The organism is Neisseria mucosa (assembly GCA_003028315.1).
Taxonomy (GTDB): domain Bacteria; phylum Pseudomonadota; class Gammaproteobacteria; order Burkholderiales; family Neisseriaceae; genus Neisseria; species Neisseria mucosa.
In genome coordinates, this window is record CP028150.1 from 978,227 (window position 1) to 989,616 (window position 11,390).

An 11,390-nucleotide genomic window follows, 5' to 3' on the forward strand; every position below is an offset into this window, starting at 1 on the left:
CTTCTGAAGGCAAGTACGGAAACCATCGCAGCGAAGTATTTATAGTTGTGTAAATTCTGCGTCGATTTCCGTCAGGATTTGCTCTAGCTCTTCCTGCCACAAAAGCCAGTTTTCTTCTATTTGTGTTAATTTTACTTTAATTTCTGTTAATTGTGCGAGGGTTTGTTGTAATTTTGTTTTATTTTCGTCCGAATAGGCTTCCTCTTGTGCCAAAAATGTTTCACATGCCGTTTGAATTTCGGAAAGCTGCGCCATTTCTTTTTCGGCTTTGTCGATTTTCTGCTGTATCGGCTTGCCGCGTCGGGCTTTTTCTTGACGGATTTGTGCTTCGATACGCTTGGTGTCTTTGCGGTTTTGGCTTTGTGCGGAAGCGGCAGGTGCGGCGGTGGCGTTTTCCTGCGCCAACCTCCATTGACGATAATCGTTTAAATCGCCGTCAAAGTTTTTCAGACGACCTTTGTCAATCAGGAGGAAGCTGTCGGTAGTGGCTTCAAGCAGGCTGCGGTCGTGTGATACGACGATTAAGGCACCTTGGAAACTTTGCAGCGCGAGCGTCAGAGCGTGGCGCATATCCAAGTCCAAATGGTTGGTCGGCTCGTCAAGCAGCAGCAAATTCGGTTTTTGCCAGATAATCATGGCAAGGGCGAGGCGGGCTTTTTCTCCACCGGAAAAAGGTTCGGTTTTCTGCAACGCCATATCGCCGACAAAGTTGAAGCCGCCGAGGAAATTTCGGATTTCTTGTTCGCGCACTTCGGGAGAAAGCTGCTGAATGTGCCAAACAGGGCTTTGGTCGGCGCGGATGGTATCGAGCTGGTGTTGGGCAAAATAGCCGATATTGAGTTTTTCGGAACGGACGATGCTGCCGGAGAGCAAATTGATTTTTCCTGCCAACGCTTTGATAAACGTAGATTTACCGCTGCCGTTGACACCCAATAGCCCGTAACGTGCGCCGCTCTCCAGCGATAGGGTAATGTCGTGCAGGACGGTTTTGCCTTCGTAACCCAAATCAGCGTGTTCCAACTTCAGCAAGGGATTGGGCAGATGGTCGGGATTGTAAAACTCAAAGGAAAACTCGCTGTCCAAATGCGCGGGAGCGATGCGCTCGAGCTTCGCCAACGCCTTCATTCGGCTTTGCGCTTGAACGGCTTTGGTGGCTTTGGCTTTGAAGCGGTCGATAAAGGATTGCAGATGTTTGATTTGCGCCTGCTGTTTGACATAGGCGGCTTGTTGCTGCGCCAGGCGTTGCGCGCGTTCGTTTTGGTAAAAATCGTAATTGCCGCCGTATTGCGTGAGCTTTTGCTGGGACAATTCAATGGTTTGGGTGGTGGCCGCATTGAGGAAATCACGGTCGTGGGAAATGATGATTTGCGTGCAGGGTAAAGAGGCAAGGTGGTTTTCCAGCCACAAGACGGTTTCCAGATCCAAGTGGTTGGTCGGTTCGTCGAGCAAGAGCAAATCGGCGCGGCAAATCAGGGCTTGCGCAAGATTCAGGCGCATACGCCAGCCGCCGGAAAAGGATTTAACGGGACGGCTGTGTTCTTCTTGCGAAAAACCCAGTCCGTTCAACAATTTCGCTGCACGGGCCGGCGCGGTATAAGCGTCGATTTCCTCCAATTTGGCATGGTATTCCGCCTGCTTCATGCCGTCATTTTGCGCTTCCGCCTGCGCCAAGGTCGTCTGAAAAGCCTGCAACTCGGCATCGCCCTGCAAAACGTAGTCCAACGCGGAGATGTCCAAGTCGGGTGTTTCTTGGGAAACGGAAGCCATCCGCCAATTTTTCGGAATCGAGATATCGCCGCCGTCCTGAGTGATTTCACCCTTGATTAAGGCAAACAGGCTGGATTTGCCCGTCCCGTTTTTACCGATCAAACCGACGCGCTGACCGGGATTGACGGTGGCGTTGGCTTTGTCGAGCAGGACTTTCAAACCGCGTTGCAGGGTGAGGTTTTTGATTTCAATCATGATGTAATAATGGACGGGCGGAAAAATGGGAAAGGCGGTATTTTATAGCGAAAACAGCGTGATGTCGCCGTTCGTTGATGCCGTAGTGTTTCAATGTGAATCCATAGTGAAAAAAGGTCGTCTGAAAACGGCGGATGTTTTAGCAAAACCCGCTATATCCGTTTTCAGACGACCTTTGATGTAACGAAACGGCTTAATGTCGATAATCTGCCGAATCCTTACGGATTTGTTGCAGAAATTTCCGCGTGCGCTCATGTTTAGGGTGGTCGAACAACTCTTTCGGACTGCCCTGCTCTACGATGACGCCGCCGTCCATGACGACGACGGTAGTGGCAACTTCCAGCGCAAACTTGATTTCGTGGGTCACGACAACCATCGTCCAGCCTTCCTGCGCCAATTCCTTCATGGCGTTCAATACGTCTTGCACCAATTCGGGATCCAGCGCGGAAGTGGGTTCGTCAAACAACATCAGCTCGGGCTGAATCGCCAATGCGCGGGCGATACCGACGCGCTGTTGCTGACCGCCGGAAAGCTGGTAGGGATAAAGGTTAACCTTGTCGCCCAAGCCGACTTTTTCCAGCAATTTCAAAGCTTCTTCGCGCGCTTGGGCGGCAGGCTTGCCTTGTACGGCAACCGGACCTTCCATTACGTTTTCCAACGCGGTTTTGTGCGGGAAGAGATTGTATTGTTGGAACACCATGCCGGATTTGCGGCGCAGCGCCAAGATGTCATGCTTCGATGGTTTTTTAGAAAAATCGATTTTCAGCGGTCGCTCGTTGTCGAACTCGATTTGTCCGTCTTCGGGCATTTCCAGCGCGTTTAAGCAGCGCAGAAACGTCGTTTTACCCGAACCGGAAGGCCCGAGGATGACGACCACCTGCCCTTTGCCCACATCCAAATCGATGCCGCGCAAAATGGTGTTTTCGCCGAAGGTTTTGCGGATATTGCGGATTTTAATCATGGCTTCCCCTTATTTGGCGACATAGCGGTCGAAGCGTTTTTCCAGGCGCGCCTGAATCAGGAACAGCACTTTGCAGAAACACCAGTAAACCAAAGCGGCTTCGATATAGACGGGCAGGAAGTCGTAGGTACGGTTTGCCGTTTCCTGCGCGACGCGGAACAGTTCCGTTACCGTTACCACCGCCGCGAGCGAGGTGTTTTTGAACAAGCCGATAAACTCGTTGCTCAAAGGCGGCACGGCGACGCGGAATGCCTGCGGCGCGACGATGCGGCGAAAAGTCTGCATATAGGTCATGCCGATGGAGAAACCTGCCTCCCACTGCCCTTTAGGCACGGACAAAATCGCTGCACGTATGGTTTCGGAAGCATATGCGCCGACATTGAGCGAGAAACCGATGATGGCGGCGGGAATCGGATCAATGAAAATACCGACGGACGGCAGTCCGTAAAACACAATCACAAGCTGCACCAACAGCGGCGTCCCCCTGATGATGGAAATATAAGTTTCCACCAGTTTCAGCAGGATTTTCCGTACAATGCCGCCCGAAGGCATAATCCGCACCAAAGCCACGGCGATGGCAATCACCATCCCGATCAGGAACGACGCCACCGCCAACGGCAGCGACACCATAAAACCGGCTTTGACCATAGGCAAAAACGCGCTGACAATCATGTCGGCGCGTGTTTCCGTCATAAACGGCAGCGAAGCAAGAAAATTATTTAACACTGATGTCTTTTCCGAAGAATTGTTCACCCAGTTTTTTCAGCGTGCCGTCAGCTTTCAGCTCGTTGATTGCCGTGCTGAATTTCGCTACGACTTCATCATTGCCTTTATTGACAATCAAGCCGGAACCGACTTTTTCATCGGCAGGAGCAGACCAAACGATTTTCACGCCCGCATTCGGGTTTTTCTTCAGATAGTCTAAAACTGCCAACTCATCGTTCAAAGTCGCATCGGCGCGTTTTTGTTCAATCAGGGTCAGCGATTGCGCCAAACCGTCCACCGGTACGAGTTCCGCTCCTGCCGCTTTGGCTTTTTCGCCGTAATTGCTGGTCAGGGATTGCGCAGTTTTGACGCCTTTGATGTCGTCAATGGATTTGATGTTGCTGTCTTTGCGCGCAACCAAGACCGCACCGCTCCAGCTATACGGCTCGGATTTGTCGAATGTCGCTTGGCGTTCGGGGCTGGTCAAACCGACTTGGTTTGCCACCACGTCGAAACGTCCCGCTTTCAAACCCGCCATCATCGAATCCCATTGCGTTTCTTTAAATTCGACTTTCACGCCCAGTTTGTCGGCAACGGCGCGGGTAACTTCCACATCGTAGCCGGTCAGCTTGCCGTCTTTGTCGTGGTAGGTAAACGGCGCGTAAGTGCCTTCGGTACCGACGGTAATCGTACCTTTATTGTTGATACGCTCGATTAAAGAACCGGAAGCGTTGGCAGATTGGGCGGGAGCAGAAGAAGACGCGCTGCCGCCCTCTCCGCCGCAGGCTGCCAAAACCAATGCGGTCATGCCGCCGAGTACGAATTTTTTCAACATAATCCTCTCCTGAAGAAAAAGTGTGCAAGAGCCGCATTCTAAGTGAAATTGCGGCAAACACAAAGAATACTTTTTTATATTGCTTATTCCGAAACGGATAAAGGAAGCCGTAAAACCTCCATCCATCAAGCAAAGGTCGTCTGAAAATGTGAATAAGCCCCTTTTCCCACTTTCAGACGACCCTCTTTATCGTCCGCATCATGATTCGGCTTGATATTTAAGATTCAAAGGGAGCTGCGTTCTGTTTTGCCTGCGCTTTGCAACCTTAAACGAAAGCGTAGAGATAACCCGAACATAGCAAAAGGTCGTCTGAAAATTTTCAGACGACCTTTATTGTTTAATCCGCCATTTGTATCAAGCTGTCGGCGAGGCGGTCGGCGGCTTGGCGGTAGCCTTTGCCTGAGAAGTGGACGCCGTCTTTAGCGGCGAGGCCTTGGCTCATCCAGCTTTTCATGCTGCATTCGCCGCCCATCGCGTTCTGCCACGACCAATACATGATTTTTTCATCGCGGGCAATGCGTTGCTGCATTTGTTGGATGCTGCTTAAGGTGGCGGGGCGTGTGCCGCAGCTTCCTGAAGTGCTTTTCAGGGATTCGGGCGCGCCGAGAATCAGGATGCCTGCGTCGGGCAGGCTTTGTTTGATTTGGCGGATGTAGCTGCGCCAGCTTTGTTCGGTGGCTGTAATGTCCAAATCGCGGGCGAAGGCTTCGTTGGTGCCGTAGGCGATGATAACGAGGTCGGCGCGGGTTTGGGCAAGGTCATCCTGCCAAGAGGGACGCCATTTGGACCAGTGGGTCAGTTGCGCGCCGTTGATGCCGAGTGCGGAAACAGTTACGCCGCGTCCAGGATTTTCGATATTGATGTAGCCGATGTCCCAAGGCATGGAGCTGCTGAGGGTCAGGGGCAGGCGGCCGTTGCTGCGGATGATTTGCCAGCCGCTGCTTCCGGCGGGAACTTCGCGTCCGTTGAATGACAGGGTTTGTTCGGGCAGGACGGGTTTGGCGAAGACGGAAATCTGCTTCTCGCCGCTGCTGCCGTCTTTGGCGCTGATGGTAACGCTGCTGCCGTTGGCTTTGGCGATGATGCCGCCTAAGGGGAAGTCGTCTGAAACGCTGCGGCTGCTGACGGTTTGCCATGAGCCGTCATAGCGGACGGCTGCGCTGCGCTGTCCTTTGACGCTCGAAGGATAAACCCAGCCTATGCCGCCGTCGCCCCATTTTTGTTGGAGGCGCAGGCGCAGTTGTTCGGTGAAAAGGTCGCCGGCGGTGTGTGAATCGCCGATTTGAAGGATGCGGAATTTGCCGTCCGAGCTGCGGTCGAGTTTTTTGAGCTTGGAGAGCCATGTGGGACGGCTGCTGCCGTAGTTTTCCAGCAGCATATCGGCGGCGGGGGCAGCGGCAGACAGGCACAATGCGGTAAGGGATACGGACAGGGTTTTGATGTTCATGAGTTTCCTGTGTGTGGTTTCAGACGACGTCTTTTGACGCGGCGGAGGGCTATTGTAACGAAAAAGACGGCATTGGATAAACTAAACGCCGTCCTTTTGCTGCCGATACGGGCTTAACGTGCGGATAATTGTTCCGTGCGTTCTTCGCCGTTCATTTCAGGGGTCGTCTGAAAAACGATTTTTTCCATGATTTTATCCGCGAGCAGTTTTTGTCCTTCAGCAGAGAAGTGGATGCCGTCTTTGCTGCGGTAGCGGATGATTTTTCCATTGATGTTGACGGAGTCGGCGTAGGTGTCCGAGCCGTTGCTGAGGAGTTTGTCGGTCGGTATCCACAGGGCTTTTGGACTGATCTCGTCTGCTAAAAGTTTGTCGAGATATCGCATTTGCTTGTTAAGTTTTGCCTGTTTCATATAAGGGATGCCCATCCAAATGACTTGCACATGGTGTTGTTCGGCGGCGGCCAGGATGCGGTTGACGCGGCTGAGGTATTCTTCCGACCATTCGGGCGAGGCGAATTTCAGGTATTTTTTGCCTTTCGGGAAGTCCCACGGGTCGTTGGGGCCGAGGAAAACGACCAGAAGGCGGATGTCGGTTTGTTGTTTCAGCGTTTGCTCAATGGTGTTCGGCCAGTCGAAAAACTTGGGATAGGACAATCCGGTGCTTTGTTTGCTTAGGTTCACCGACTGGATGCCGTATTGTTTTTTCAGGCTTCTTTCAACAAAAGGTGCAACGCCCTGCATCATCGAGTCGCCGGCAAAAAAGACTTTGTCGCCTTGTCCGAGAACGATATTGGCAGGTGGGGTAATGGGGAGACGATGTGCTTCGGGTTGTCCGCCGTTTTGTGCCGTTTGTGGTTGACGTCCGTCGGCGGGACGGTTTTTTTCGTGCGGTTCGGACGCATTAAGCTGCGCATTTTGTTCAGACGACCCGTCGTTTTCAGCAATTTGAGGTTCCGGTTCGGCAATCACAGGCTGTCCTGCCAAACGTGCTTTGAGGTCGTCTGAAAAGGCGTATGCGTCTTGTTGCAGCTTCGCGCCCGTGCGCCACCATTCGTATTCGGACAAAGGCTCCAGCGGCGAAGCCTGATGATAGGTTTGCTGCCAATAGGCATTGATGGAATCTTGACTGAACCACGCCGCGCCAAAGGCGCAAACCAAAAGGGAGGCAAACAGGGAAATAAAACGTTTCATATTCTGATTGTCCTTTTAAAAATCGGCGTAAATAAAGCCCGGGATGCCCGACGGCGCCAATACGATAATCAACACCAACACCAGCGTCAGCGGTATAAACCACAGCCACATCGGCATTTTTTCCAATGCCGCCACTGCGCCGTCAAACAGGCGAAGCAAATACGGGTAGAGCAAAATCATCAGGCCAAACGCGGCAAGCAGCAGGACATCCGCCTGTTTCGGTGCAGCCCAACCTGCTTCGTTGGCGAATAAGGCATCAAATACCATCTGCGTATCGGCGAGGCTGCCGGTGTTGAACACGACGAAAGTGAAGCAGACGAAATGGAAAGTGACGAACCAGGCAAGCGGACGCAAGATTTTCAGACGACGTGAACCGTCCCGCCCGAATATTTTGTCGCCGCAGTTGAGCAAAATTAATGCCACGCCGTGCAGCGCGCCCCACAGCAGGAAATTCCAGCCGTAGCCGTGCCAAACGCCCGACAACACCATCGCCAGCAGCAAGTTGAACTGCGTCAGGACGAAGCCGTGTTTGCTGCCGCCCAAGGGAATATAAATATAGTCGCGTATCCAAGTGGAAAGGCTGATGTGCCAACGGTTCCAGAAGTCGCGGATATTGAACGCGCGCAGCGGTGCCGCAAAGTTTTTCGGCAGGCGGAAACCGAGCAGCATCGCCATCCCGATTACCAAATCCGAATAGCCTGAAAAATCGAAGAAAAGCTGGAAAGTATAGCCGTACACCCCCGACAACACGCCCCAGCCGTCAAATTGGGCGGGATTCTCGAAAACGGGCGATACCCAGCCGTCTCCCAGCGCACCCGCCAGCCACCATTTTTTAGCAATGCCCAGCAAAATCAAGCACACCGCCAGCGCGGGGCGCACCAATGCGCGCGGTTCTGCCGTCCGAATCTGTTCCAAAGCCCCCGCCTGTTCGCCATCTATGCTTTTAAACGCCGCGGCACGGATAATCGGCCCGGAAGTAATCGTTGGGAAAAAGCTCAAATGCAGCAGCAATTCATGCCACGCAAAGCGGTCGCCCATCGGATGACGGCAGCAGTACACCAAATAAGCCAAAGATTGAAATGTGTAATAAGACAGCCCCAAAGGCATCAAGATATCGACAATCTCGCTCTGCCCCGTGTATTGGCGGATAAACGGGCGGAAAAAGTCGAAATATTTGAAGAAACACAATACTGCCAAAGCAGCCGCTACGCCGAAGCCCAGCCAGAATTTCCGTACGTTTTCCTTTTCAGACGACATCAACAGGCCGAGCAAATGCACGCAGGACGAATAGCAGGCAATTATGGCGGCAAAGATGGGATTCAAGTGATACAGCCAGCCCATCCCCGCCAGCAGAAGCAAAACATTCTGCACTGACGGCATACGGAAAAATGCCCAATAAAGAGGTAGAAAAGCAATAAAAAATACCGCGAATTCAATCGACAGCAACGGCATAAGTGTTCCTTGAAATTTTTATTGTTCGGATATTTCGAAATATAGGTTTAGCAGTTTAAACCAAAACTGCGTATTGTAAATAAGTGTTTGAATTTATACAACTAACGTTAATCCAAAAAAATAGCCGTTCGTCAAAAGAGTGGACAAATCAAGGCTTTTGGGATAACACATCAATTTATTTATAATTATTTTATATCTAAATACCTATCCTCACCTATCCTCCTGGAAAAGAATAATATTATGAGCCTCTCTTAAAATATTACACAATAAAAAACAGCCGATATTTTCCCATATCGGCTGTTCCTGTTTACTGCTTAATCGATATCCACTTTATTGGTGTTTAGGCAGCTCTTTCAAAGTCAGCGGCTTGATGTACCAAATATCGCGGCAGTAGTCGGCGATGGAACGGTCGGACGAGAAGAAGCCCATATTGGCGATGTTGATCAACGCGGATCTACGCCATGCGGCAACATTGCGGTAGTGTTCGTCCGCTTTGTATTGCGTGTCAATGTAGCTGCGGAAATCCGCCATCAGTTGATAGAAATCGCCGTAAGGTTGCAGGACGTCGTTGTAGCGGTTCGGCTCTTCGGGGGAGAACGTGCCGCTGCTGATTTGGTTGACGACGCGGCGCAGGTCGTGATCGCGTTCGATGTAGCCCAGCGGGTCGTAGCCGTTGCGGCGGAGTTCTTCCACTTGTTCAACGGTGTTGCCGAAGATAAAGCAGTTGTCCGCGCCGACTTTTTCCAGAATTTCAACGTTCGCGCCGTCCAGCGTACCCATACAGAGCGCACCATTGAGGGCGAACTTCATGTTGCTGGTGCCGGATGCCTCTGTGCCTGCCAATGAGATTTGTTCGTGCAAATCGGCGGCGGGGATGATGATTTGGGCGAGGCTGACGCTGTAATTCGGGATATAGACGACTTTAATCAGGTCGCGGATGCGTTCGTCGTTGTTGATGGTTTTCGCTACGTCGTTAATCAGGCGGATGATTTTTTTCGCCATGTAGTAGGCGGATGCGGCTTTACCGGCAAAGATGAAAACGCGCGGCTGCCAGTCGAAATCTGGGTTTTCCAAGATTTTGTTGTAGCGGTCGACGATGTGCATCACGTTCAACGCCTGACGTTTGTATTCGTGGATGCGTTTGATTTGAATGTCAAACAGCGCGTCCGTGTTAACCTTGATGCCCAATTCGGTTTCGATGTATTTGGCGAGGCGTTCTTTGGCGGCTTTTTTCACTGCGCCGAATTCTGCCTGCACGCTTGCATCGTCAACTTTTTCGTTGAGCTTGGTCAGATTGTCCAAATGCAGGCGCCAGTCTTGTTCGCCCAAGTGTTTGTCGAGGAAACGGGTCAGCTCGGGGTTGGCGATGTTGATCCAGCGGCGTGGGGTTACGCCGTTGGTTACGTTGGTGAAGCGTTCTGGGAACACTTTGGCAAAGTCGGCGAAGATGGAAGTGGTCATCAGGTCGGAGTGGATTTTCGCCACGCCGTTGACTTTGTGCGAACCGATGACTGCCAGCCATGCCATGCGGACACGGCGGCCGTTGTTCTCATCGATGATGGACACGCGGCGGACGAAGTCGTCGTCGAAGTTGCCGATGGCGCGCAGGGCGTTCAAGAAGTAGGCGTTGATTTCAAAGATGATGTCCAAATGGCGCGGCAGCAGGCGCCCCATCAAATCGACCGGCCAAGTTTCCAAGGCTTCACTCATCAGGGTGTGGTTGGTGTAAGAGAAAATCTTACAACACATATTCCATGCTTCGGTCCATGCAATGCCTTCTTCGTCAATCAGGATGCGCATCAGCTCGGGAATCGCCAGCACGGGGTGGGTATCGTTCAGGTGGATGGCGACTTTATCGGCTAGGTTTTTGATGCTGGGGAAACGGCATTTGTGGCGCGCCACGATGTCTTGTACGGATGCGGAAACCAGGAAATATTCCTGTTTCAGGCGCAGTTCGCGGCCGCTGTCGGTGGAGTCGTTCGGATAGAGGACGCGCGAGATGTTTTCATCGCTGTTTTGCGCACGGACGGCGGAAGCGTAATCGCCGCGGTTGAAGTCTGCCAAATCGAAGCGGTTGCCGGCGTGAGCCGTCCACAGGCGCAACGGATTAGCAACGTCGCCGCCGTAGCCGGGAATGATTTCATCGTATGCCATCGCGGAAATTTCTTCGCTCGGATGCCATTCTTTTTTGTCACCCATATTGATGACCTGTCCGCCGAAGCTGACGGCGTATTGTTTGTTCGGACGGCCGATTTGCCATGCCAAATCTTGGTCGAGCCACAAATCGGGTTTTTCGACCTGCTGGCCGTCCACGATTTCTTGTTTGAACATACCGTATTGATAGCGTATGCCGTAGCCCATGGCAGGAATGCGCAAGGTGGCGAGCGAGTCGAGGAAGCAGGCGGCCAAGCGGCCCAAACCGCCGTTGCCCAAACCGGGGTCTTGTTCTTGTTCGCAGATGTCGGCGAACTCTTTACCCAATTGTTTGAACGCCTCTTCAAATTCGGCATACACGCCTTCGTTAATCAAAGCGTTGACGAAGGCGCGTCCCAATAGGAATTCCATGGAGAGGTAGTAAACCATGCGTTTGCCGTTGTCAATGTGGGCGCGGCGGGTTTTAAGGAAGTCTTCCGCAATCAGGTCGCGCGCGGCGAGCATGGCGGCGTTGAGCCATTGGTGTTCGGTCGCCTCTTTCGGATCGACGCCCAAAATGAAAATCAATTTATAGACGATGGACTTGCGGATGGTTTCGGCATCCGGTTTCGGCATGACATAATCAAAACCTGAAATGGGTTGTTTTTTCTTAGCCATGATAGCCTTTCTCTGTTGGGGATGGGA

Annotated in this window: 8 protein-coding genes; all 8 read right to left on the reverse strand. The window is 52.2% G+C overall.

The window, feature by feature from the left end; translation table 11 throughout:
* Nucleotides 1–39: 39 nt before the first annotated feature.
* Nucleotides 40–1,962, reverse strand: a complete 1,923-nt coding sequence (locus tag NM96_04800) for an ABC transporter (GenBank protein AVR78749.1) — start codon at nucleotides 1,960–1,962, stop codon at nucleotides 40–42.
* A gap of 193 nt (nucleotides 1,963–2,155) precedes the next feature.
* The gene (locus NM96_04805) at nucleotides 2,156–2,923 is read right to left on the reverse strand and encodes an amino acid ABC transporter ATP-binding protein (GenBank protein ID AVR78750.1); all 768 of its coding nucleotides are present in this window, start codon (nucleotides 2,921–2,923) and stop codon (nucleotides 2,156–2,158) included.
* 9 nt (nucleotides 2,924–2,932) lie between these two features.
* Nucleotides 2,933–3,595 carry an amino acid ABC transporter permease gene (locus NM96_04810; protein ID AVR80270.1) on the reverse strand — a complete coding sequence of 221 codons (663 nt, stop codon included), beginning with the start codon at nucleotides 3,593–3,595 and terminating at the stop codon, nucleotides 2,933–2,935.
* Nucleotides 3,596–3,638: 43 nt separating this feature from the next.
* Nucleotides 3,639–4,466 carry an amino acid ABC transporter substrate-binding protein gene (locus NM96_04815; GenBank protein ID AVR80271.1) on the reverse strand — a complete coding sequence of 276 codons (828 nt, stop codon included), beginning with the start codon at nucleotides 4,464–4,466 and terminating at the stop codon, nucleotides 3,639–3,641.
* Nucleotides 4,467–4,800: 334 nt separating this feature from the next.
* Entirely contained in the window at nucleotides 4,801–5,910 is a 1,110-nt protein-coding gene (locus NM96_04820; GenBank protein ID AVR78751.1) for a hypothetical protein, read from the reverse strand.
* 113 nt (nucleotides 5,911–6,023) lie between these two features.
* The gene (locus NM96_04825; protein ID AVR78752.1) at nucleotides 6,024–7,100 is read right to left on the reverse strand and encodes a DUF459 domain-containing protein; all 1,077 of its coding nucleotides are present in this window, start codon (nucleotides 7,098–7,100) and stop codon (nucleotides 6,024–6,026) included.
* Nucleotides 7,101–7,115: 15 nt separating this feature from the next.
* On the reverse strand, nucleotides 7,116–8,552 hold the full coding sequence (locus NM96_04830) for an MBOAT family protein (GenBank protein AVR78753.1): 1,437 nt from the start codon (nucleotides 8,550–8,552) through the stop codon (nucleotides 7,116–7,118).
* 330 nt (nucleotides 8,553–8,882) lie between these two features.
* Entirely contained in the window at nucleotides 8,883–11,363 is a 2,481-nt protein-coding gene (locus NM96_04835) for a glycogen/starch/alpha-glucan phosphorylase (GenBank protein AVR78754.1), read from the reverse strand.
* Nucleotides 11,364–11,390 lie beyond the last annotated feature (27 nt).

What these genes read in the sequence shown, in the direction of transcription:
- NM96_04800 (AVR78749.1), bottom strand. Translation starts at nt 1,962, where the DNA reads ATGATTGAAATCAAAAACCTCACCCTGCAACGCGGTTTGAAAGTCCTG.
- NM96_04805 (AVR78750.1), bottom strand. Translation starts at nt 2,923, where the DNA reads ATGATTAAAATCCGCAATATCCGCAAAACCTTCGGCGAAAACACCATT.
- NM96_04810 (AVR80270.1), bottom strand. Translation starts at nt 3,595, where the DNA reads ATGATTGTCAGCGCGTTTTTGCCTATGGTCAAAGCCGGTTTTATGGTG.
- NM96_04820 (AVR78751.1), bottom strand. Translation starts at nt 5,910, where the DNA reads ATGAACATCAAAACCCTGTCCGTATCCCTTACCGCATTGTGCCTGTCT.
- NM96_04825 (AVR78752.1), bottom strand. Translation starts at nt 7,100, where the DNA reads ATGAAACGTTTTATTTCCCTGTTTGCCTCCCTTTTGGTTTGCGCCTTT.
- NM96_04830 (AVR78753.1), bottom strand. Translation starts at nt 8,552, where the DNA reads ATGCCGTTGCTGTCGATTGAATTCGCGGTATTTTTTATTGCTTTTCTA.
- NM96_04835 (AVR78754.1), bottom strand. Translation starts at nt 11,363, where the DNA reads ATGGCTAAGAAAAAACAACCCATTTCAGGTTTTGATTATGTCATGCCG.